Source organism: Vibrio mangrovi (assembly GCF_024346955.1).
Taxonomy (GTDB): domain Bacteria; phylum Pseudomonadota; class Gammaproteobacteria; order Enterobacterales; family Vibrionaceae; genus Vibrio; species Vibrio mangrovi.
This window is the reverse complement of the sequence record NZ_AP024883.1, coordinates 2,051,652-2,073,932: the sequence shown is the minus strand read 5'-3', so window position 1 is coordinate 2,073,932 and position 22,281 is coordinate 2,051,652. Positions and strand designations below refer to the sequence as shown.

20 protein-coding genes are annotated in these 22,281 nt (G+C 46.9%); 6 read left to right on the top strand and 14 right to left on the bottom strand.

Annotation, left to right across the window (positions count from 1 at the left end):
• The first annotated feature begins 8 nt into the window (after nt 1-8).
• Nucleotides 9-734 carry an amino acid ABC transporter ATP-binding protein gene (locus OCU74_RS09290; protein ID WP_087480091.1) on the top strand — a complete coding sequence of 242 codons (726 nt, stop codon included), beginning with the start codon at nt 9-11 and terminating at the stop codon, nt 732-734.
• A 58-nt stretch (nt 735-792) separates the two neighbouring features.
• On the opposite strand, the gene metR is transcribed toward OCU74_RS09290, so the two are convergent.
• Entirely contained in the window at nt 793-1,704 is a 912-nt protein-coding gene (gene metR / locus OCU74_RS09285) for an HTH-type transcriptional regulator MetR (protein WP_087479461.1), read from the bottom strand.
• 275 nt (nt 1,705-1,979) lie between these two features.
• Here metR and metE point away from each other — a divergent pair, with 275 nt between their 5' ends.
• Nucleotides 1,980-4,274 carry a 5-methyltetrahydropteroyltriglutamate--homocysteine S-methyltransferase gene (gene metE, locus OCU74_RS09280; protein ID WP_087479460.1) on the top strand — a complete coding sequence of 765 codons (2,295 nt, stop codon included), beginning with the start codon at nt 1,980-1,982 and terminating at the stop codon, nt 4,272-4,274.
• 52 nt (nt 4,275-4,326) lie between these two features.
• Here metE and OCU74_RS09275 read toward each other — a convergent pair whose 3' ends face one another.
• From OCU74_RS09275 to OCU74_RS09260, 4 genes are all read right to left on the bottom strand, one after another.
• Nucleotides 4,327-4,716, bottom strand: a complete 390-nt coding sequence (locus OCU74_RS09275; RefSeq protein ID WP_087479459.1) for a GspS/AspS pilotin family protein — start codon at nt 4,714-4,716, stop codon at nt 4,327-4,329.
• A gap of 20 nt (nt 4,717-4,736) precedes the next feature.
• Nucleotides 4,737-5,033, bottom strand: a complete 297-nt coding sequence (locus tag OCU74_RS09270) for a YciI family protein (RefSeq protein WP_087479458.1) — start codon at nt 5,031-5,033, stop codon at nt 4,737-4,739.
• A 95-nt stretch (nt 5,034-5,128) separates the two neighbouring features.
• A complete protein-coding gene (yciA, locus tag OCU74_RS09265) occupies nt 5,129-5,530 on the bottom strand; it encodes an acyl-CoA thioester hydrolase YciA (protein WP_087480089.1) in 402 nt (133 codons plus the stop codon).
• Nucleotides 5,531-5,677: 147 nt separating this feature from the next.
• Nucleotides 5,678-6,223 (bottom strand): septation protein A, encoded by a 546-nt coding sequence (locus tag OCU74_RS09260; protein ID WP_087479457.1) that lies wholly within the window; start codon nt 6,221-6,223, stop codon nt 5,678-5,680.
• A gap of 464 nt (nt 6,224-6,687) precedes the next feature.
• Between OCU74_RS09260 and OCU74_RS09255 the strand changes: the two genes are divergently transcribed.
• Entirely contained in the window at nt 6,688-7,146 is a 459-nt protein-coding gene (locus OCU74_RS09255) for a DUF2846 domain-containing protein (RefSeq protein WP_087479455.1), read from the top strand.
• Nucleotides 7,147-7,335: 189 nt separating this feature from the next.
• On the opposite strand, the gene OCU74_RS09250 is transcribed toward OCU74_RS09255, so the two are convergent.
• The 7 genes from OCU74_RS09250 to OCU74_RS09220 all read right to left on the bottom strand — a co-directional run bounded on the left by OCU74_RS09250 (nt 7,336) and on the right by OCU74_RS09220 (nt 15,670).
• Nucleotides 7,336-8,652: a dicarboxylate/amino acid:cation symporter gene (locus tag OCU74_RS09250; RefSeq protein ID WP_200807654.1), complete on the bottom strand. Its 1,317-nt coding sequence runs from the start codon at nt 8,650-8,652 to the stop codon at nt 7,336-7,338.
• Between the two features lie 238 nt (nt 8,653-8,890).
• The gene (gene trpA / locus OCU74_RS09245) at nt 8,891-9,697 is read right to left on the bottom strand and encodes a tryptophan synthase subunit alpha (RefSeq protein ID WP_087479454.1); all 807 of its coding nucleotides are present in this window, start codon (nt 9,695-9,697) and stop codon (nt 8,891-8,893) included.
• Nucleotides 9,697-10,887: a tryptophan synthase subunit beta gene (trpB, locus tag OCU74_RS09240; RefSeq protein WP_087479453.1), complete on the bottom strand. Its 1,191-nt coding sequence runs from the start codon at nt 10,885-10,887 to the stop codon at nt 9,697-9,699. The genes trpA and trpB overlap by 1 nt, the downstream gene beginning before the upstream one ends.
• A 44-nt stretch (nt 10,888-10,931) precedes the next feature.
• Nucleotides 10,932-12,392 (bottom strand): bifunctional indole-3-glycerol-phosphate synthase TrpC/phosphoribosylanthranilate isomerase TrpF, encoded by a 1,461-nt coding sequence (gene trpCF, locus OCU74_RS09235; protein ID WP_087479452.1) that lies wholly within the window; start codon nt 12,390-12,392, stop codon nt 10,932-10,934.
• Between the two features lie 3 nt (nt 12,393-12,395).
• Entirely contained in the window at nt 12,396-13,394 is a 999-nt protein-coding gene (gene trpD / locus OCU74_RS09230) for an anthranilate phosphoribosyltransferase (RefSeq protein ID WP_087479451.1), read from the bottom strand.
• A gap of 105 nt (nt 13,395-13,499) precedes the next feature.
• Nucleotides 13,500-14,078 (bottom strand): aminodeoxychorismate/anthranilate synthase component II, encoded by a 579-nt coding sequence (locus tag OCU74_RS09225; protein ID WP_087479450.1) that lies wholly within the window; start codon nt 14,076-14,078, stop codon nt 13,500-13,502.
• 17 nt (nt 14,079-14,095) lie between these two features.
• Nucleotides 14,096-15,670 (bottom strand): anthranilate synthase component 1, encoded by a 1,575-nt coding sequence (locus OCU74_RS09220; protein WP_087479449.1) that lies wholly within the window; start codon nt 15,668-15,670, stop codon nt 14,096-14,098.
• Nucleotides 15,671-16,054: 384 nt separating this feature from the next.
• Here OCU74_RS09220 and rnm point away from each other — a divergent pair, with 384 nt between their 5' ends.
• The 3 genes from rnm to rluB all read left to right on the top strand — a co-directional run bounded on the left by rnm (nt 16,055) and on the right by rluB (nt 18,590).
• Entirely contained in the window at nt 16,055-16,897 is an 843-nt protein-coding gene (gene rnm / locus OCU74_RS09215) for an RNase RNM (protein WP_087479448.1), read from the top strand.
• A gap of 31 nt (nt 16,898-16,928) precedes the next feature.
• Nucleotides 16,929-17,549 (top strand): L-threonylcarbamoyladenylate synthase, encoded by a 621-nt coding sequence (locus tag OCU74_RS09210; RefSeq protein WP_087479447.1) that lies wholly within the window; start codon nt 16,929-16,931, stop codon nt 17,547-17,549.
• A gap of 120 nt (nt 17,550-17,669) precedes the next feature.
• Entirely contained in the window at nt 17,670-18,590 is a 921-nt protein-coding gene (gene rluB / locus OCU74_RS09205) for a 23S rRNA pseudouridine(2605) synthase RluB (RefSeq protein ID WP_087479446.1), read from the top strand.
• Between the two features lie 71 nt (nt 18,591-18,661).
• Here rluB and cydC read toward each other — a convergent pair whose 3' ends face one another.
• Together cydC and cydD are read right to left on the bottom strand one after the other, a co-directional pair.
• A complete protein-coding gene (gene cydC, locus OCU74_RS09200) occupies nt 18,662-20,383 on the bottom strand; it encodes a heme ABC transporter ATP-binding protein/permease CydC (RefSeq protein WP_087479445.1) in 1,722 nt (573 codons plus the stop codon).
• Nucleotides 20,376-22,166, bottom strand: a complete 1,791-nt coding sequence (cydD, locus tag OCU74_RS09195; RefSeq protein ID WP_087479444.1) for a heme ABC transporter permease/ATP-binding protein CydD — start codon at nt 22,164-22,166, stop codon at nt 20,376-20,378. Before cydD ends, cydC begins: the two co-directional genes overlap by 8 nt.
• Nucleotides 22,167-22,281: the final 115 nt, after the last annotated feature.

Genomic DNA, 22,281 nt, shown 5'->3' with positions numbered 1-22,281 from the left:
GTGAAGACATGATTGTTGCCAAAGGGATTGAAAAATTTTATCCCAATGGTTGTCATGCACTGAAAGCCGTCAGTGCAACCGTCAGGAGAGGAGAAGTGGTCGCGATTATCGGACCATCCGGCTCGGGCAAATCCACTTTTCTGCGTACATTGAACCAGCTTGAAGCGATTAATGAAGGCTCAATTGTAGTCGATGGCGTTGATATGTACGCTAAATCAACTAATATCAATCAGTTACGGCAAAATGTCGGCATGGTATTCCAAAGCTTTAATCTGTTTCCGCATAAGACAGCTCTGGAGAATGTGATGCTGGCACCATTAAAGGTTGCCAAGCGTCCGGCCAAAGAAGTTGAGGTCGCAGCAAAAGCACTGATGCAACGGGTCGGTCTTGCTGAACGGATGAATAATTATCCGTCCCATCTGTCCGGTGGGCAGCAGCAACGGGTTGCGATTGCCCGGGCTCTGGCGATGGAACCTGATCTGATGTTGTTCGATGAACCAACTTCAGCGCTTGATCCGGAAATGGTCGGGGAAGTTCTGGATGTTATCAAAGGACTGGCAGCAGAAGGGATGACCATGGTTATTGTGACCCATGAAATGGGGTTTGCCAAGGAAGTTGCCGATCGGGTGCTATTTATGGAAGATGGTGCACTATTGGTTGATGACACTCCCCAGGTTGTATTTGAACGTCCGCCACATCCCCGGCTACAGCAATTTCTTGCTAAAGTCCTGTGATTCATCATACTCCGCCAGTTTTACTGGCGGATGTTTTTTGTATCAGGACATGAGAGTATCAGGCTATTTTTATCCCTTCTAAATGAGTTTTACACTGCTGGCGTGCCGTGGCGAAGAAGGCCTGTAGGTAGCGTTTTTCTTTTTCTCCGTTACGGACTGCAGCAAACAAGCGTCGCCATAACCCTTGTCCCAATGGTTTACTGGTGATCAGACGCTGACGGGAAAATTCACTAATGGCCCAGTTGGGAAGCGCAGCGACACCCAAGCCGGCTGAAACCATCTGAACCAGCATCAGTGTATTATCAGCCTGTTTCCACTTTTGCGGCTCTATTCCCGCCGGATGAAGAAAATGTTTATAAACGTCAAGGCGTTGTTTCGGAACCGGATAAGTCAGCATCGTCTGCCCGGCTAAATCTTCCGGCTGAATACAGTCAGATTCCGCCAGCGGATGATTAATCGCAGTGACCAGACGCATTTCAAAATCAAACAATGGCTCATAGTGAATCTCTGAGCGCGGCATAATATCTGATGTAATCAACAGATCCAGCTCTCCGGCCAACAGAGCCGGCAGAGGCTCGAAACCAAATCCGGAAGAAAAATCCAGACTTACATCCGGCCAGCTAAGCTGGTATTCCTTTAACGCCGGCATAAGCCACTGAAAGCAGGAGTGGCAGTCAATCGCCATGTGCAGCCGACCATTCACATCTTCTTTGATACTGGCAATCTCATGTTCGGCCTGAGCCATTCGGGGTAAAACATCTTCTGCCAACCGCAGCAGAATTTCGCCTTCGGATGTAAATCTGACCGGGCGTGTTTTTCTGAGAAAAAGCTGGCTGCCAATCCGGGATTCCAGATCTTTAATCTGATGGGACAGTGCCGATTGAGTCAGATGTAGTGCTGTTGCCGTTGCTGTGAGAGAACCGGTATCCCGTAGTGAAATCAACGTCTTCAGATGTTTGATTTCTAACATGAGTTTTCCTCATTTTTAATAAATTAAGTTGAATATTTTTACTAAATTACGCTGAAATTTATGGCATGTAAACATCTGGACGTCTATTCCAGTTAATTAAATTCAACTTTATTTTCTGGTCATGAATTTTATTAATGTACCAGTTGAATAATTGGAGATTGTCACACATGCCATTTAGCAGGATATTTTAGCCATCCAGACATCTTTGAATGTCGATAAATAAATCAGCAACCAAGTCTTAAAGACAAAAATAATCAATCAAAAGGATGGTACTCATGGCAATAACAACACATATCTTAGGTTTTCCCCGTATCGGCGAAAAAAGAGAACTTAAGTTTGCATTAGAAGGATACTGGCGTGGGGAACTGGATCAGGCTCAGCTTGAAGCCGTAGGTGCATCGATTCGCCAGGAGAACTGGACATTGCAGGCGAAGCATCAGCTTGGGTTTGTCACTGCCGGAGATTTTGCCTGGTATGATCATGTGCTGGCAACCTCTCTGCTATTGGGGCATGTTCCACAGCGTCACCGGAATGGTGATATCGACATTGATACGCTGTTCAAGATTGCCAGAGGTCAGTCTCAGCAAGGATGTGACTGTCAGGGAAGTGCTGCATCCGATATGACCAAATGGTTTAACACCAACTATCACTATATTGTGCCGGAATTTTCGGCCCAGGATTCATTTGAAGTGAGCTGGCCGCAACTGTTTGATGAAGTGAATGAAGCTATTCAACAAGGACATCAGGTGAAACCTGTATTACTGGGGCCATTGAGTTACCTGTACCTGGGTAAATCTGTTGAAGATGGCTTTGAACGCTTGTCGCTGCTGCCTCAGTTAATTACTGCTTATCAGGAAATTCTGGCGAAGCTGGCAGAACAGGGGGTGTCGTGGGTTCAGATCGATGAGCCGATTCTGGCTCTGGAATTAGATGCGTCCTGGCTGGGTGCTCTGAAATCCACCTATCAGCAGTTGCAGGGAAAAACCAAACTTTTGCTGACAACCTATTTTGATTCGATTACCGATGTATTGGATCAGGTGACAGAACTTTCAGTCGACGGGCTGCATATAGATCTGGTCTCATCTCCGGAACAGTTGGATAGCGTTGCCGGGAAATTACCTGAGCATTGGGTACTGTCTGTTGGGGTGATTAATGGACGTAATGTCTGGCGGGCTGATTTGGCAGCATTACTACAGCAGTTACAACCACTGCATGAGCAATTGGGTGATCGTTTGTGGATTGCAAGTTCGTGTTCGTTATTACATAGTCCCGTGGATTTATCTCTGGAGAGCGAACTGAGTGAAGAAACCCGGAGCTGGTTTGCTTTTGCCCGTCAGAAAGTTGAAGAACTGGGTCTGCTCGGTGCGGCGTTAGATGGTGATGTTGCTGCTATTGAAGCATGTCAGAACTACAGTCGCCCGATTGAACAACGTCGTGCATCCCAGCAAGTGAATAAACCGCATGTTCGTGAACGGGTCGAAGCCATTACTGATGCTCTGGCGGCCCGGGATTTACCTTATGAGGCGCGTGCTGAATATCAGAAAGAAGCCTTAGGTTTACCATTCTTACCGACCACGACAATTGGTTCTTTTCCCCAAACCAGCGAAATCAGAAAAGTGCGTAATGATTTCAAACAGGGGCGTTTGTCAGAAAATGACTATAAGAGTGCTTTAAAATCTCATATTCAGGAAGCTGTCGAGCGTCAGGAAGCTTTAGGGCTGGATGTGCTGGTTCATGGTGAAGCTGAGCGAAATGATATGGTGGAATATTTCGCTGAGAATTTATCCGGATTTCAGACTACACGTTTTGGATGGGTACAGAGCTACGGTTCACGTTGTGTGAAGCCTGCGATTGTCGTCGCCGATATTGAGCGGGAAAAACCAATGACAGTTGAATGGTCTGAGTATGCCCAGTCTCTGACTTCAAAGCAGATGAAAGGGATGCTGACCGGACCGGTGACTATTTTGTGCTGGACCTTCCCGCGGGAAGATATTTCCCGTAAGACAATTACCCAGCAACTGGCTCTGGCACTCCGGGATGAAGTCGCAGATCTGCAAAACGCAGGGATCAACATTATTCAGATTGATGAACCGGCTATCCGGGAAGGATTACCGCTGAAGAAACGCGATCATCAGACCTATCTGGACTGGGCTGTACAGTCTTTCCGTATTGCAGCTTCCAGTGCAGCATCGCAGACCCAGATACATACGCATATGTGTTATAGCGAGTTTAATGAAATCATTGAATCTGTCGCGGCTCTGGATGCTGACGTGATCACGATTGAGACTTCCCGCTCGAATATGGAGTTACTCAATGCATTTGAAGCCTTCAATTATCCGAATGAAATCGGTCCGGGTGTTTATGATATCCATTCACCGAATGTTCCGTCTCAGGAATGGATTGTTGAATTGCTGAAGAAAGCATCTCAGGCTATTCCGGCGGAAAGACTATGGGTGAATCCTGATTGTGGCCTGAAAACCAGAGGCTGGCCGGAAACGGAAGCAGCACTGCGTAATATGGTTGCCGCGGCCAAAACACTTCGTGCAAACTGGGAAGAACAGGCAGCATAATCTATCTGAAAGAAAAAGAGCCCCGGAATCGGGGCTCTTGTAGTTTATCCGGTTAATATTTTTTACAGGTTGCCTGATCGATGAGTTGATCAATCAACAATTGTCCCCGGGTATTACGGATTTTAATCCGGTACGCCAGACCCGCTTCCAGATTGGACTTGGTTGATGTATCAGTACAGTAGCTCTTGATACTGTGCTCTAAGAGTGACTGAGTCGATTTGGCCTTCGGAGCGTCACTGTTATAGATCATCATGATCTCAATCACATTCTTTTTGGCCGTAGCCCGCATGATGGACAGTGGCCCGGATTTAATCGGTAATTCAGCCTGGAGTACGCTTGCTCTGTTGGCAGCAAGCAGTTCCAATTGTTTTTGATTACCCTGATTACTACAACCCATTAAGACAGCAACTAGCCCAACTGTAATACATATTTTTCTTATCATGAAAGGTTATTCTCAAATCGTTAAAAAACTTGTTTATAGGGTTTGACGATAACAGACTGGTAAACACCGGCTTCGACATAAGGATCGGCATCTGCCCATGCTTTGGCCTCGGTCAGAGACGCAAACTCAGCGATGACTGTTGAACCGGTAAATCCGGCTTCTCCCGGGTTTTCGGAGTCGATGGCAGGCAATGGGCCTGCTGTCAGCAAGCGTCCTTCATTTTGTAGTTGTTGCAATCTTTCCAGATGTTTCGGCCGGACACTCATCCGTTTTTCCAAAGAATTTTCAACGTCTTGAGAAAATATGACATACCACATATTGATATCCTTATAACAAAAGCAGGGTGATATGACCCTGACTTTGGTTCACTCTCCGGAATGTGATTTTCCCGGGAGAAAATAATAGTTTCATCTTACTGATGAAGTTCAATCGCTCTGGGGCGTCCGTCACTGTCGACCGCAACATAATTGAACGTTGCTTCACATACCTGGAAGCGTTCACCAATACCATGTGCATGGACCGGTTTTACCCAGACTTCGAGCTCAATTGACATTGAGCTTCGGCCGATTCGGACACATTCACCATAACAGCAGACCACGTCTCCAACGCTGACCGGTTTCTTAAATGTAATACTCGACACGGAAACGGTAACTATTCTTCCATGTGAGATTTCTTTCGCCAGAATTCCTCCGGCTAAATCAAGCTGCGACATAATCCAGCCACCAAAAATATCGCCGTTGGCATTGGTGTCTGCTGGCATCGCAAGCGTTCGTGAAAGGAGCTGGCCTTTCGGGGTATTTACTTCAGAGTTCATCACTTCGTACTGCATAACTTGAACGCTGTCCGGATATGTTTAAATTCATCAATAAAATACAATGAATTCATACCATGCCGGAACAATAACAAATGGTGCATCGGATTTCACACAGATGCAAGAAAGAACCGATGCAATTCACACTTTCTATGACTGATTGTCATCTTCATCTTTGGGTAACTGGGTATAGATATATGCTCCGGTAAGCAGGGTGTAAACCAGAGTCGCAACCAGCAGGCCAAAAACTTTGAAGCTGACCCAAACATCTAAAGGAAGCTTGAATGCGATATAGACATTAATGATGGCGCAGGCAACAAAAAATAGTACCCAGGCCCAGTTGATTTTTGACCAGACATAGTCCGGAAGCTGAAGCTCTTTTCCCAGCATCCCTTTGATCGCAGATTTACCAATAAGATGGCTGATCGTCAGGCCGACGGCAAAGACAAGATAGACAATTGTGACTTTCCATTTAATGAAGTTGTCATCGTGCAGGAAGATAGTCATGCCACCGAATACGGCGACTAACACAAAGGTAATGACCTGCATTTTTTCGACTTTTTTATACCAGAAGTAGGTGATGGCAATCTGTATTGCACTGGCAATAATCAGTGCACCGGTCGCCACATAAATGTCGTACAGCTTGAACAGTACGAAAAACACAATAAGTGGGATAAAGTCGATCAGTTGTTTCATTAGTATTCAGTCCTTCACTAGAGATCGACACAGTCTAACCAAAATTGACGGCTATCTGAATAGTCAGATAACTTTTTGTCACGATTTCTGCCGGTCGGAAGGGATTTCTGTGCAAATAACTCAGTACTTCGGGATTCTGCTGAATTGCTTTAGAGAAAGTCACTTTTATGATCTGGAATGAATGAACCAAACCATAGGATAAGAGAATTATCTTATGATTGTTCATATTTTATACATCCGAATGATGTGCATGTAATTTATTATTTGGCTTTTATTTAAGATGTAGATCTGATAATGACTTAAATATTAGTTTCATAAGTAATGTATATATTTATAATGTTTTGACCTTCTCTGAGGTAGATCTGAATATGAAGATGACTGTTCTCTTAGCTACATAGAACTGGTACAGAAACATCATCGAATCAGTACGGGTATATGTATTTTTATTAAAAAGGAAACTCATAATGTACAAAAGGCTAGTTACTATTGCTTGTGTTTCTGTTTTATTTGCGGGCTGTGCAACTGTTCCTCTGGAAGATGATGCTACGACCACTCAGGCCAAGGCATTTAATCCTCCGTCTGAAGGTCATGCAGGATTGTATATTTACCGTTCCGGAGCTCTGGGTGGCGCACTGAAAAAAGATGTGTGGGTTGACGGTGATTGTGTCGGAGAAACTGCACCGGATGTTTTCTTCTATAAAGAAGTTGCCGGAGATAAAGAACATCAGGTTTCGACTGAATCAGAATTCTCGCCAAACATTTTGTCCGTATCGACTAAAAGCGGTGAAAACTACTTCATTAAACAGTATATCAAACTTGGTGTATTTGTCGGTGGTGCTGGTTTAGAAGAAGTCAGCTCAGAAGAAGGAAAAAAAGTGATAGAAAAGCTAAAAATGGCGAAGCAGGGTCATTGTAGTAAATAACATTTTGACCTTTTGGATCATTTAATATTTTTATCTTCTTTATATATGTACTGAAACAGGTTCTGTCACAAATAACAGAATCTGTTTTTTATAGCTGATGAAAAATTGGCAGTGAACCCTATTCATTGATCATAAAAAAGCCACTCATAAAATGAGTGGCTTTATCAATCAAGCGAGAGCAAACCAGAATCAGGCTTCTTGCTCTGCTGTATTTCCTTCTGTTGCTGGCTCTTCGATTAGAGAATCTACAATGACAGCACATGCAGCATCGCCGGTGATGTTCAGAGCAGTTCGAATCATATCGAAAATACGATCCAGGGCAAACAGCAATGGTAGGCCTTCAATTGGAATTCCTGCGGCCAGAAGAACGGCTACCACTAGGAAGGAAGGCCCAGGAACGCCAGCCTGACCAACAGCACCCAGTGTCGCAGTCACAATAATTGCGATGTAAGAACCCATACTCAGATCGATGTTGAACAACTGGGCGAAGAAGATGGCAACCAGTCCGTAGTAAATTGCATTACCGGACATATTGATTGTTGCACCCAGAGGTAGCACAAAAGAGGCAGTTGAGTTTCTTACGCCGAGATCATTCTCAACCGTATCCATGGTGACAGGCAGTGTTGCCATCGAAGATGCAGTTGACAGGGCAACAGCCTGAGGCTTTTTCATGGCACCAATGAACTTCCGGGCTGAAGTTTTAGTAAAAATCTGAATCATCAGTGGGTAAGCAACGAAACCGAAAATCAGAATGGCAGCAACGTAGACAACAAAGAGTTTCAAAACAACGGTCAGGGCACTAAAACCAAACGTACCGACAGCTTCTGCCATCAGGCCGAAAACACCGATAGGAGCAATGACCATGACTTTGTTAATCATCCAGACCATCGCATCAACGATAGTATTGACACCATTGATGATCGGTGTACGTTTCTCTTCGCTCTGTTTTGCGATTGCAATCCCGAAAAACAGACAGAAAACCAGAATTTGGAGAATGTTTGCGTTATTCAGTGACTGGAAAACGTTGGTTGGGATCATACCGATGATGGTTGCCCAGAAAGTAGGAAGTTCACCTTTTGACGCGTATTCAGAAGAGAACATCCCTTCTACACCAGAGACATCGATACCGATACCTGGCTGGAATACTTCACCCATCAACAGCGCTAAAGCCACAGCCAGAGCAGAGGTCACAGCAAAATAACCGAGTGTAACAGCACCTACTTTTCCTGCCGAGTGGCTGTTACCCAGACCTGCTGAACCAGAAATCAGTGCAACTGCGACCAGTGGGATAACCAGCATCTTGATCAGATTGATAAAGATCGCACCCAATGGTGAGAACATTGCGGCATCGTGCCCCATCGTGGCTCCAACGACAGAACCCAGAATCATCGCAATGACAACCTGAAAACCAATATTTGATAATAAACTCTTTTCTTTTAACACTTCCGTAACCCTTGTGTTATGAATTTGCAATTTCCTAGGATTACCCACCAACATTGTTAACATTTGTGGATAAATATTCCGGGTAGGTTTTTACACTGATATTTCTGCATGATCAAGGTATGTGTTGTGAAAATCCTCAATAGTCAGCAAATTTGCGCAAACGTTTGGCAAAAGATATTTGTACCAGATAATTATGCTAGGGAAGATTGCAATTGCAAAATCATTGTTTGCATGAATGAGTTTGAATAATAGTATATGGAACGATTTGCGGTTTCCGGGGGGAAACCGCATTGAAGGTTGGTTATTGCTGTGTCGCTGCTTTCATAGCTGTCACAAACTGTTTCAGTTGTGTCAGTAGGATGGATGAATCATTCTGGTTGGATTCAATGATTTTAACAATTGCAGAGCCGGAAATTGCACCTGCTGCTCCGGCGGTCAGAGCTTGTTTCACCTGAGCCGGTTCTGAAATTCCGAATCCGAGCAATGCTGGCGGAGCCTGAAACTCTTTCAATGTTTCCAGCAGAGTGTCGACCGGCATTCCCGCTTTAGTTTCAACACCGGTCACTCCGGCACGGGAAAGAAGATAAGTGTATCCTTTGCTCAGTGATGCGACAGTTTTTAAAGTTTCTTTATCTGCGGTTGGCGGTGCGATGAAAATGGGCTCAATACCATGTTTTTCAGCGGACTGAATAAAAACTTCACTTTCATTGGTCGGGACATCGGCAATCAGAACTGAATCGACTCCGGCCTGCTGGCAACGGTGATAAAAGTTATCGATTCCCCGGGCATAAACAAGGTTGGCGTACACCAACAGTCCGATCGGTAACGACGGATATTGCTGCCGTACCTGGGCAATTAGCTCAAAGCAGATGTCCGGGGTCGTTCCCGCATCCAAAGCCCGCATATTGGCTCCCTGAATCGTCGGTCCATCTGCCAGCGGATCGGAAAATGGGATTCCCAGTTCAAGTGCATCTGCTCCGGCTTCAACCAGCGTGTTGATGATCTCTGAAGAGAGTGCAGGATTTGGATCGCCGATGGTTACGAAAGGGACGAATGCACCCTGATTTTTTTCCGCAAGCTGTTGGAAGAGCATTTGGTAGCGATTCATTACAGCACTCCTTTTTCTTCTAAGATTTTATGGACGGTGAAGATATCTTTGTCACCACGTCCGGATAGGTTGACAACCAGTGTCTGCTCTTTTTCCGGTTCACTACGGGCCATTTTCAGGGCATGAGCTAATGCATGGGAAGACTCAAGGGCCGGAATGATACCTTCATTGCGGGCCAGCTCCTGAAATGCATCCAGGGCTTCGTCATCCGTGATGTTGACATATTCTGCTCTGCCGATTGAATTCAGATAGGCATGCTGTGGGCCGACTGACGGGAAGTCCAGACCGGCAGAAACTGAATAAGATTCTTCAATCTGTCCATGCTCATCCTGCATCAGCGGTGATTTCATTCCCAGATAGATACCGGTTTTTCCGTGTTTCAGCGGAGCACCATGTTGATGTGTTTCAATTCCTTTGCCGCCAGGCTCTACACCGATTAAGCGGACGTTCTCTTCTTCAATAAAGTCGGCAAACATCCCAATTGCGTTGGAACCACCACCGACACAGGCAATGACTGCATCAGGCAGTCTTCCTTCCCGGGCCAGAATCTGATTTTTTGTTTCTTCACCGATCATTTTCTGGAATTCCCGGACAATGGTCGGGAAAGGATGGGGACCGGCGGCCGTTCCTAACAGGTAATGGGATGTCTCATAACTTGCTGACCAGTCACGCATCGCTTCATTACAGGCATCTTTCAGTGTTGAAGAACCGGAATGAACGGGAATGACAGTTGCGCCCATCAGACGCATCCGGAAAACATTCGGGCTTTGGCGTTCAACATCTTTAGCGCCCATGTAAACCCGGCATTTTAATCCCAGCAGGGCGCAGGCAATCGCGGTTGCTACCCCGTGTTGTCCGGCTCCGGTTTCAGCAATGATTTCGTTTTTACCCATGCGTTTTGCCAAAAGCGCCTGTCCGAGAACCTGATTGGTTTTGTGCGCGCCGCCGTGCAGGAGATCTTCCCGCTTAAGGTAAAGTTTGGTTTTGGTACCGATGGTGAGGTTTTTGGTCAGAGTCAGTGCTGTGGGACGACCCGCATACTCCTGTAACAGTGACATAAATTCAGCCTGAAATTCAGGGTCTTGCTGAGCATCGATGAAAGCCTGCTCCAACTGATCCAGTGCCGGAACCAGTATTTGTGGTACGAACTGACCACCGTACTCGCCGAAATAGGCGTTAAGTTTAGACATGATTCATTCCTTATCTGTTCTGTCAGGCGTCGGTATTCCGACGACTAGTAATTTCTGATTTTTTGAAATACCTGTTGTAACTTCCGGGCGTCTTTTACTCCGGGGGCAGACTCAACACCTGAGTTGAAATCCAGTCCGTCACACCCGAGTGATGCTGCTTCTCCGGCATTTTCAGGAGACAAACCTCCGGCAAGCATGACACCTTCAACACGTGTTAGTTGCTGCCAGTCAAATGTCTGTCCTGTTCCGCCACTTTGCTGACCGACTTTGGCATCGTACAGATGACGGTCGACATTTTGGGCCAGCGGCTCCGGGAGTTGATCGGCAACACCGTAAGCCTTCCAGATTGCGATATGAGCATCCAGAATCTCCCGGAGCTGATTCACATATGCCTGATCTTCGTTGCCATGAAGCTGGACAGCACTTAACTGAAGTTCATTGGCTATTTCGGCAACCTGTTGAACCGGGTGATTCTGGAACACGCCAACATATCGAAGTGGTGCGCCGGACATTGTCAGACGGGCGGATTCAGAATCGACATAGCGGGGAGAAGCTTCAACAAAAATCAGCCCGCCATAAACAGCTCCGGCCCGGTAAGCTTTTGCAGCATCATCCGGTCGGGTCAGGCCGCAGACTTTGTTTTCTCCGAGGATCACACGGCGGACTGCCAGCTCCAGATTTTGTTCTGCCATCAGAGAACTACCGATCAGGAATCCCTGAGCGTAAGCGGAAAGCTCTCTGACCTGACGGTGGGTATAAATTCCGGACTCGGAGATAATCGTGGTGCCTTCCGGTAGCTTCGGTGCCAGTACTTTGGTGCGGTTCAGGTCCGTCGATAAATCTCTCAGATTACGGTTATTAATCCCGACAACTTTCGCTTTGAGTGCCACAGCCCGTTCCAGTTCAGCCTCATTACTGACTTCAGTCAATACACCCATATTCAGTTGGTGAGCAACCTGAGCCAATGCCTGATAAGTTTCATCATCCAATACGGAGAGCATCAGTAAAATCGCATCTGCACCATAATGTCTGGCAAGATAGACCTGATAACTGTCGATCATGAAATCTTTACACAAGACTGGCTGTTTGACCTGCTTACGTACCTGTGGGATAAACTCAAAATTACCCTGAAAATATTTCTCGTCAGTTAATACGGAAATGGCATTGGCATACTGGTTATATACTGACGCGATATAGTCCAGATCAAAAACTTCCCGAATCAGTCCTTTGGACGGCGATGCCTTTTTGCATTCGAGAATAAACGCCGTTTTTCCTGCGTTCATATTTTCAGAGCTATTCGTATTTTCAGAGCTATTCGTATTTTTAAAACTAAGCGCATCGTAAAAACTTCTGTCTGATGGCTTCAGCAAGTTCTTAAAGCTTTCCAGTGGCTGTGTCTGTTGACGCTGTTCTACCCAGATATATTTGTCCCGGACGATTTTTGCCAGTACTTCGGCCATGTCCGTATGTTTCTTTGATATATGTTCCGATAACTGTTCGGTCATGCGTTAGCTCCGCTGTGCAAGTTGACGGACGCGCTGAAATGCCTGTCCTGATTTCATGACATCAATTGCCTGCTGTGCATTGGCTTTTAAATCTTCCTGACCGAAGAGACGAAGCAACAGCGCTACATTCACCGCAACAGCCGCCATTTGTGCTTCCGTTCCTTTTCCGGTTAACAGATTTTCAATGAGCTGGCGGTTTTCTTCAGGAGTTCCGCCCTGAATGGCTGATAACGGATATGTTTGCAGGCCGAAGTCTTCAGGAGTTAAGAGATATTCGGTAATTTGCTGGTCACGGATCTCTGCGACCAGGGTTGGTCCGTGAATGGCGACTTCATCCAGTCCTGAGCCATGAACAACGGCTGCGCGTTTCATTCCCATCTTGAGCATGGTTTCGGCAATCGGCCGGATAAGATCCGGATCATAAACTCCCATCAGCTCGATATTCGGGCGTGCCGGATTAATCAGCGGACCAAGAATATTGAAGATGGTCCGGGTTTTCAGTGTTTGCCGGACTGGCATCGCGTGCCGGACACCACCATGGTATTGAGGTGCAAACAGAAAGGCGACGCCCAGTTCATCCAAAGCAGCCCGGGTATCTTCCGGAGTCATTGCCAGATTGATACCAAATGCATCCAGCAGGTCAGAAGAACCGGATTTACTGGAAACGCCCCGGTTGCCATGCTTGGCAACTTTGACACCACAGGCTGCCGCGACAAATGCAGCCGTTGTAGAAATATTGAATGTATTTGCTCCGTCTCCGCCGGTGCCGACAATGTCGGCAAAATCGTAGTCAGGGCGGGGGAATGGCGTTGCGTTATCCAGTAACGCCTGCGCTGCGCCGGAGATTTCCTCGGGTGTCTCACCTTTCAGTTTCAGTGCGGTCAGCACCGCAGCCATCAGAATCGGTGCCATCTCACCCTGAATGATGTGATTAAAGAGTGCATGGGCTTCTTCTTGCGACAATGAAACCTGTGAGAACAGTTTATCAATGATTGGTTGCATGTTGTCCTTTTTCCCTGTGTTATACCAATCGCGGTAATTATCTGATTATTTAATTACTTTGATTGGTATTATTCTTCAGTTCAGTAAATTATTGTGATGCTGTATTTACTGAAGTGCCCATTCAATAGTATTCGCCAGTAGTTGTGCGCCGTAAGTGGTCATAATAGATTCAGGATGGAACTGAAATCCACAGACTTTATCCTGTTCGTGAATTACCGACATGACTAAGCCATTTACCTCTGCGGTGACGGTGAGTACATCCGGAGTCTCTGTAGCCACCAGCGAGTGATATCTTGCAATGGTCATGGGCGAAGGTAAACCCCGATAGACCGCGTGTTGCTGATGTTCCATCAGTGATATCTTGCCGTGAACGATTTCACCGGCGCCGGCGACCCGACCGCCGTAAGCTTCAACAATGGCCTGATGACCCAGACAGATACCGATAACCGGGACTTTACCTCGGATCATTTGCAACAGTTCCGGCATGCAACCGGCTTCTGAAGGGATTCCTGGCCCCGGAGAAAGCACTACGACAGGATTCTCTGTCTGACTAATCGTTGTCATGATCTGAGTCGCTTCGATATTGTTCCGGTAAATCGTCACCTGATGTCCGAGTGCGCGGAACTGGTCTACCAGGTTATAAGTAAATGAATCGAAATTGTCGATAAAAATGAGGTTTGCCATGAATTTTTCTCCCTGAATTAGCTGTCTGATGCACGATGAGCCATTTGAATGGCAGAAATAACTGCCTGTGCTTTTCCTCTGGTTTCATCGGCTTCAGCCTGAGGGTCAGAGTCATAAACGATTCCGGCACCGGCCTGAACGCTGGCAATACCATTTTCAATATAAGCGGAACGAATCACAATACAGGTATCAAGGTCACCTTCACCAGTCATATAACCAACCGCACCACCGTAGCTTCCCCGGCGCTCCTGTTCGACAGAGCGGATTAACTGCATTGCCCGGATTTTCGGAGCTCCGGTCAGTGTTCCCATATTCATGCAGGCCTGATAAGCATGTAAAGCATCCAGATCGTGCCGGAGCTGGCCGACAACCCGCGAGACCAGATGCATGACATGGCTATAGCGATCGGTTTTCAGTAGATCAGCAAGATGGCGGGAGCCGGCTTCTGAAATCCTGGCAACATCATTGCGGGCCAGATCGACCAGCATCATGTGCTCTGCATTCTCTTTTTTATCGTTCCGGAGATCCAGTTCCAACCGGCCATCCAGATCAAGATTGATCGAACCATCCGGGTTTTTCCCCCGGGGGCGGGTTCCGGCAATCGGGTAGATTTCGATCTGGTTGGTTTCGCTGGCATATTTCAGAGCGCTTTCCGGAGAGGCGCCAAACAGGGTAAATTTCTCATCCTGCATATAAAACATATAAGGACTGGGGTTACTTTCCTTGAGCTTTTTATAGGCAGACAGTGGTGACGGGCACGGCAGAATAAAACGCCGGGAAGGGACGACCTGAAAGATATCACCCTGCACAATATATTCTTTGAGGTTTTCTACGACGGCGCAGTATTCGGCATCACTGATCGAAGGTGATACGCTGACATCGTCTAATACCACAGCTGGTGGCAGAGCCTGCGCATCCTGACACTGCCGGGCAATAGATTTCAGCCGCTGGGATAACTGTTCCGCTGTAGTTTCATCCGGATTAAACAAGGAACCCTGAACGTGACAGCTTTCACTCTGGTGATCCACAATCATCAGTGATTCGGCAACATAAAATACATAGTCAGGACATTGGTTTGTTGTTTTCGCTTCTCCAAGCGGCTCAAAATTTGCGACCAGATCGTAAGCAAACAAGCCACCGAGAAAAATTGCATGCTTATCAAGACCGGTTAAATCAAAGCTATGTTGAATCAGACGCAGCGCGTCAAATGAAGAAGACTCCCGCAAGCGACTGTCTTCATCCAGCGTTGTTCTTGGAGCAGTGAAGCTGAGCGTTAATGTTTGCTTTGTCAATGTGCTGGAAATATCAGACTTGATGTTCTGCGCCAGATGCTGGATCAGATGTTCCCCGTTAGAGGTTAGTGCATGGAGTGTTACTTCATGCCCAAAGCAGACAACCCGGACAGCAGCATCAATAAGAAGCAGGCTTTTCAGGTTTTCTTTGGAATCGATTTCGGCTGATTCAAGTAACAGACAGTCTGTTTTGTGCTTGCACAGTGTATGAAACAGTGCTGTCGGATCCGCTGAGTATGGTAAGGTCTCTGACAGGAGACGAAGCGTACCGAGCTGAGTGATATCAATGGTGTTATTCATTTACTAACCCTTTTATTCTGTAGTCGCCAACCGACATAGTCAACGCGATGATGATTTTGTTTTGTCGGTTTCTCGTTCATTCGTTGACAGATTGTGAATATTTCGTGTTTGTTCTGTGTCGCAAAAAGTATCGTAAAAAACTGGATAAAAAAACCCGCATCAAGCGGGCTTTATCTGGTCTGAATCCGTTATAAGGCCGCCCGCCCACCAAACAAGGATAAACGCCACCAACCAGAAATTAGCAGAGAGATGCTCATGAGAGGTTTCAGATTGATGTTTAATTCTTGTAACATAGGTGTCTGCGCTTAGTTATGTGACTTTGTACTAGTAAACTAGTGCGCGAGGTTAAAGTCAAGCTTTTATTAGTGAAAAATCAGAAAAATGATGAAAATAGATTTACATAGCCATACCACTGCTTCGGACGGAAAACTGTCACCAGAAGAATTATTACTTCGGGCGGTTTCGTTTGATATCGATGTTCTGGCTATTACAGATCATGATTGTATTGATGCATTAGCGCTGGCTCACCGGTATATAGATGCGGAACAGTTACCCATTTGCCTGATTGACGGGATTGAACTTTCAACGGTCTGGCAAAATAAAGATATTCATATTGTTGGGCTGAATATTGATGTGACGGATCCTGTGTTGAATAATTTGATCTCTCAGCAAAAACAGCGTCGTCATGAACGGGCTGGAGTGATTGCCGGACGTTTGGAAAAAGTAACCCGGGAGGGGATTCTTCCTGAGGTCAGAGCTATTGCCGGGGAAGCAGCGATAACCCGTGCCCATTTTGCCCAGTGGCTGGTTGAAAACGGCTATGCAAAAACGATACAGCAGGTTTTTAAAAAATATCTGACCCGGAATCAACCGGGTTATGTGCCGCCAGACTGGTGTTCGATGCAAGAAGCCATTGCAGCGATTCATACAGCAGGAGGGCAGGCGGTACTAGCTCATCCGGGACGATATCAGTTGACGACGAAATGGCTGAAACGTCTGATTGAAGCTTTTGCCGAAGCCGGAGGAGATGCAATGGAAGTTGCTCAGCCACAACAAGCACCTCAGGAAAGGCGCAATCTGGCAAATTATGCGTTACAATACAAACTGCTAGCTTCTCAGGGTAGTGATTTCCATTATCCTTCTCCGTGGATGGAGTTAGGTCGAAACCTTTGGTTGCCTTCTGATATTGAACCTGTATGGAAAGCTTGGAGCTTGTCCGTAGAGTGAGCATCGAGTCTCTCGATGGTGAGGAGTAATAATGAGTCAGTATTTTTATGTTCATCCCGAAAATCCGCAGGCCCGGTTGATTAATCAGGCTGTAGCGATTATCCGTAACGGAGGCGTTGTGGTTTATCCGACGGACTCTGGGTATGCGTTGGGATGCCAGTTAGAAAATAAAGGGGCACTGGAGCGTATCTGTCAGATCCGGCGCCTGGATGATAAACACAATTTTACGTTGTTATGCAGAGATCTGTCTGAATTGTCGCTCTATGCCCGGGTTGATAATACGGCTTTCAGGTTGTTAAGAAATAATACTCCCGGGCCTTATACCTTTATTTTCAAGGGAACCAAGGAAGTCCCCAGACGTTTAATGAATCCGAAGCGAAAAACGATTGGTATCCGGGTTCCGGATAATCAGATTGCGCTGGATCTGCTGGAAGCTCTCGGTGAACCGTTGATGTCGACTTCGCTGATACTGCCGGGCAAAGAAACTACGGAGTCCGATCCTGATGAGATTCGGGATTCACTGGAACATGCTGTTGATGTCATCTTAAACGGCGGATACCTCGGAGAGCAGCCAACGACAGTGATTGACTTCAGTGAAGATGAAATGGTAGTCCAAAGGCTGGGCGCCGGTGATCCGACACCATTCGAGTAGAATAAATAGTGTTATCAAAATAGATGCTTTTTTAACTTTGATTTGAGATAATATGCGGCCGCGATTTCAAGGTCGCATTTTTTATTCGACGTCTGAGAAGACGACAAGCAAGGTAAGTCAATGAGCGAAAAGTTACAAAAGGTTTTAGCACGCGCAGGTCACGGTTCACGTCGTGAGCTGGAAACTTTGATTCGGGCCGGGCGTGTCAGTGTTAATGGCAAGGTAGCTGTTCTGGGTGAGCGCTTAGAAGATGAAAATGCAGTTGTCCGTATTGACGGACATACAGTCTCTATCAAAGCTGATGAAGAAGTGGTTTGTCGGGTGCTCGCCTACTACAAACCTGAAGGGGAATTGTGTACGCGTCACGATCCCGAAGGGCGGAGAACCGTATTTGACCGATTGCCGAAGATCCGGGGTTCGCGCTGGATTTCAGTCGGCCGTCTGGATGCAAATACTTCCGGGTTATTACTGTTTACGACTGATGGCGAACTTGCCAATCGACTGATGCATCCGAGCCGCCAGGTTGAACGTGAATATCTGGTTCGTGTATTTGGTGAAATCAACGAACAGAAAATCAGGAATCTGGTCAGCGGAGTTGAGCTGGAAGATGGTGTTGCACGTTTTGAAGACGTTGTTTACGCAGGCGGTGAAGGGATGAATCACACTTTTTATGTGGTCATCAATGAAGGCCGTAATCGCGAAGTTCGCCGGTTATGGGAATCTCAGGATACCACTGTCAGCCGTCTGAAGCGGGTTCGTTATGGGGACATCTTTTTGGATAAAGCCTTGCCCCGGGGCGGATGGGTTGAGCTCAGCCTGTCAGAAGTAAATTACCTGCGCAAACTGGTTGAACTGCGTCCGGAACAACGGACTATGATTGACGTATCCAAGGACAATACTTCCCGGAAACGTGAGCGGGCCAGAAGTCAGAAGATTCGCCGGGCTGTTAAACGTCATGAAGAGCGGGTTTCTACGCCAAAAGGCAGAGGCCAGAAAAGTTCGAAACCAGCGGGAACCCGAACAAAAGGGCGCTCGCACTAGTATCATACCGAGTCAGATAAAAAGGTGCTTTTCAAAAGCACCTTTTTTCATTCAGAAATCGAACAGTTCAGCTACAATGTTTGATTCAACGCATAATAGCGGCCCTGACGGGTTATCAGATCCTGATGATTACCATATTCAACGATCTGACCCTGTTCAATCAGACAAATTGCATCCATTCGTTCCAGTTCAATTAAACGGTGAGTGATGAAAATTACGGTCTTATCTGCGTAATGTGTACGCAATAGCGTCATGATTTGCTGCTCTGTCTGTTTATCCAGCCCTTCAGTTGGCTCATCCAGCAATAGAATTTCTCCCTGATGGAGCAGGGCGCGGGCAATTCCCAGACGGCGTCTCTCTCCGCCGGAGAGGTGACGTCCTCCATCACCCAGCCAGACATCCAGTCCCGGCTCGTCAAGGAGTTTGTCCAGACCGACCTGACTCAGTACCTTGGTATAGGCCGTATCGTCGGCGTCTGGTGCAGCGATCTGTAAATTTTCCCGTAATGTTCCGTTTAAGATATCTACCCGCTGGCTGACAATACTCATACATGATCTGAGGTCATGCTCATTCCAGTTTTTCAGATCTGTTCCGGCGATAGAGACATTACCTTGTTGCGGATCCCAGTAGCGGGAAATCAGCTGGAGCAGAGTCGATTTACCTGAACCGGTCTGGCCGACAATGGCAACTTTATGTCCAGCCGGAATATGGAGCTGGATATCAGATAAAACGGATTGCTGATGTTCAGGATAGTGAAAGTGAACATTTTCAAACCGAATGTCGAATGCTCCACTGTGTTGCGTCGGTTCAGCCCGGAATGTCACTTCAGGTTCGGAGGACAAGACTTCATTCAGACGTCGCGCTGAAGTTAATGTCTGTCCTAAATGCTGAAATGCACCAGCAATCGGCATTAATAGCTCAAAGCTTGCCATAGTGGCAAACACGACCATTGCAATCATTGGATCCGGTGCAGCCTGACCAACACCATTACCGACAAACCAGAGCATAAATACCAGAGTCCAGCCGCTGGCCAGCATAAGCAGTGCCTGGGCAAATCCGCTATATCGGGTGTTGATATATTGCCGGGTAATTAGGTCTTGCTGTTCTTGCAGGATAGCTTTGCGGTAGGCAGGTTCTGCACCAAAAATAGTGAGTTCACTATAGCCCTGAATCCAGTCCAGCAGTGTGACACGCAGATTGGCTTTACTCTGGGTAAGGGCTGCGCCGTTACGCTTTCCCAGTTTGTAGAACAATACCGGCCAGGAAAGCAGCAGGACCAAAAGAATCCCGCCCAACATAAGGCCGACTGCGGGATCAAACCAGTACAGAAAAGCAGCAAGGACCAGAATACCGAATGTACCGATGATAACCGGACTGATAAGACGCAGATAAACATGATCCATTGCATCGACATCGGCGACCAGACGGTTCAGCAGATCGGCATCGCGCAGGTTGGCAATTCGTCCCGGAATCAGCGGAGAGAGCTTTTCAAAAAAGAAAATTCGTAAATCAGCCAGCACCTTAAATGTTGCGTTGTGGCTGACAACCCGTTCTCCCCATCGTCCGGCGGTCCGGCCGATCGCAAAGCCACGGACAAAGGCACTGGGCAACATGTAATTGAAGGTCTGTCTGGCAATACCTAAGCCGGCAACAGCGGCGGCTGAAAGAAACCAGCCGGATAAGGTCAGTAGTCCGATTGATGCGCAAAGGGTCAGGAAAGCCAGCAACATACCCAGCGTCAGACCGAACCAGTGTTTTTTATAAAGTTTGAGAAATGGGATCAGTTCACGCATCAAGATTCCCCTTCTGATATTCGGACTGTAGGGTCCGGTTTGCTGTCAGCATTGATTTGAATAATCCCTCTTCACTGCTGAGTTTCTGATAGTGACCTGACTGGACAATTTCACCGTCCTGCATTACCAGAATATTATCAACACTCTGAAGTGGAGCAAGTTGATGAGTTACCAGTAAAGTGGTGTGCTGTTGTATCTGGTTCGCTAAGCCCTGCATGACCAGTTGTTCGCTTCTGGCGTCAAGGCTGGCGGTCGGTTCATCCAGTAGCCAGAATGAACCATTCTGCAGCATCGCCCGGGCCAGCGCGAGGCGCTGAGCCTGACCGACAGAAAGTCCGCCGGACCGATCGCTTATCAGATAATCCAGACCGTGTTTTTCTACAAAATCAGCAGCAAAAGCATGTTTGAGAGCACTGTTAAGTTGTTCATCCGTGATTTGCTGCTTACCAAGAGTGACATTGTCACGAATTGTGCCGTGGACCAATAAAGGGTTTTGCCCGACCCAGCTGATATATTGCCGCCAGTCTTCATGGGAGAGTTCATGGAGATCGATACCATTGATCAGAAGCTTACCCCGATAAGGCATGAATCCTAAAATAGCCTGAACCAGTGAGGTTTTTCCGGCACCACTTGGCCCAACCAGAGCTGTAGTTTCCTGTGGATTCAGCCGGAAAGAAACCGGGCCGACCAGCTTTTTACCTTCCGGGCTGATCACTTCCAGGTTTTCCGCTTCAATAGATATCTGTTCCGGAGCAGGCAGAGACTGAGTGCCGGATTTAATTTCATTCACATCAATCTGAAGAAAATCCACGATACTTTCGGCTGCTCCGACTGCTTGTTGTTTGGCATGATAAAACGTGCCCAGATCCCGTAATGGCTGATAAAACTCCGGTGCAAGAATCAGCACAAACAAACCGGTAAACAGGGTAATTCCCGTTCCGTAATAACCAAAATCCAGTTCGCCGATAAAACTGAAACCAAAGTAAACTGCGGTGACGGCAATTGAAACGGAAGTGAAAAACTCCAGTACCGCAGAAGAGAGAAAAGCAATTCTCAGAACATCCATCGTTCTCATGCGGAAAACTTCAGACGCAGCTCGCAAATGGTCGGCTTCTGCCTTGGTTTGATCAAACATCCGGATCGTTGTCATGGCCTGAAGCCGGTCGTAAAAATGTCCGGAAAGGCGTTGCAGTGCCTTGAAATTTTTCTGTGCAGCTTCCGCCGCCTTGATACCGACAAGAGCCATAAACAGCGGAACCAAGGGTGCTGTAATCAGAAAAATCAGCCCGGCAGCCCAGTTGACCGGGAAGACGACGATAAGAATCACAAATGGGATCAGAACTGACAGAGACATTTGTGGCAGATAACGAGCAAAGAAATCATGCATGTTTTCTACCTGCTCAAGTACTAGTGTTGCCCAGCTACCCGCCGGTTTTCCTTTAATGTAAGCAGGCCCCATTTCCCGGAGTTTATCCAGAATAAGCTGCCTGATATAAATTCTGATTTGCTCCCCGCATTTGAATCCGGCGATTTCCCGTCCCCAGCTCAGTCCGGCCCGGACGGCAATGATAGCAGCGAGACCAAGGAAATGAGGGAGCAGCTCCGTTTTGGCAACCTGCTCAATGATTAGTTGATGTAAAATCGAGGCCAGTAAAGCGGCTTGAAACAGCAAGAAGATGCTGGATAGGACACCAAGTCCGACGGCCAGCATCAGCCAGCGTTTTGCCAGCTTACTTTGCTGGCGGAGCCAGTGGTTTAAGCTACGTTGTTTATTCTTGTCCATTTTAAAGGCTTTTATAGGAATGAATTGATTAAGGTGTGCTCACCCGCTGGTGGGTAGTATACAAAATAAAACCCGGCGGGGACACCGCCGGGTTGAAGCCTTTTTCATCAAAAAT

Coding starts and splice junctions, on each gene's coding strand:
- trpA (WP_087479454.1), bottom strand. CDS start 9,697: ATGAATCGCTACCAAATGCTCTTCCAACAGCTTGCGGAAAAAAATCAG.
- OCU74_RS09210 (WP_087479447.1), top strand. CDS start 16,929: ATGAGTCAGTATTTTTATGTTCATCCCGAAAATCCGCAGGCCCGGTTG.
- rluB (WP_087479446.1), top strand. CDS start 17,670: ATGAGCGAAAAGTTACAAAAGGTTTTAGCACGCGCAGGTCACGGTTCA.
- yciA (WP_087480089.1), bottom strand. CDS start 5,530: ATGAACTCTGAAGTAAATACCCCGAAAGGCCAGCTCCTTTCACGAACG.
- trpD (WP_087479451.1), bottom strand. CDS start 13,394: ATGCAACCAATCATTGATAAACTGTTCTCACAGGTTTCATTGTCGCAA.
- cydC (WP_087479445.1), bottom strand. CDS start 20,383: ATGCGTGAACTGATCCCATTTCTCAAACTTTATAAAAAACACTGGTTC.
- metR (WP_087479461.1), bottom strand. CDS start 1,704: ATGTTAGAAATCAAACATCTGAAGACGTTGATTTCACTACGGGATACC.
- OCU74_RS09290 (WP_087480091.1), top strand. CDS start 9: ATGATTGTTGCCAAAGGGATTGAAAAATTTTATCCCAATGGTTGTCAT.
- rnm (WP_087479448.1), top strand. CDS start 16,055: ATGAAAATAGATTTACATAGCCATACCACTGCTTCGGACGGAAAACTG.
- OCU74_RS09220 (WP_087479449.1), bottom strand. CDS start 15,670: ATGAATAACACCATTGATATCACTCAGCTCGGTACGCTTCGTCTCCTG.
- OCU74_RS09255 (WP_087479455.1), top strand. CDS start 6,688: ATGTACAAAAGGCTAGTTACTATTGCTTGTGTTTCTGTTTTATTTGCG.
- trpB (WP_087479453.1), bottom strand. CDS start 10,887: ATGTCTAAACTTAACGCCTATTTCGGCGAGTACGGTGGTCAGTTCGTA.
- OCU74_RS09225 (WP_087479450.1), bottom strand. CDS start 14,078: ATGGCAAACCTCATTTTTATCGACAATTTCGATTCATTTACTTATAAC.
- OCU74_RS09270 (WP_087479458.1), bottom strand. CDS start 5,033: ATGTGGTATGTCATATTTTCTCAAGACGTTGAAAATTCTTTGGAAAAA.
- OCU74_RS09275 (WP_087479459.1), bottom strand. CDS start 4,716: ATGATAAGAAAAATATGTATTACAGTTGGGCTAGTTGCTGTCTTAATG.
- OCU74_RS09260 (WP_087479457.1), bottom strand. CDS start 6,223: ATGAAACAACTGATCGACTTTATCCCACTTATTGTGTTTTTCGTACTG.
- OCU74_RS09250 (WP_200807654.1), bottom strand. CDS start 8,652: ATGTTAACAATGTTGGTGGGTAATCCTAGGAAATTGCAAATTCATAAC.
- trpCF (WP_087479452.1), bottom strand. CDS start 12,392: ATGACCGAACAGTTATCGGAACATATATCAAAGAAACATACGGACATG.
- cydD (WP_087479444.1), bottom strand. CDS start 22,166: ATGGACAAGAATAAACAACGTAGCTTAAACCACTGGCTCCGCCAGCAA.
- metE (WP_087479460.1), top strand. CDS start 1,980: ATGGCAATAACAACACATATCTTAGGTTTTCCCCGTATCGGCGAAAAA.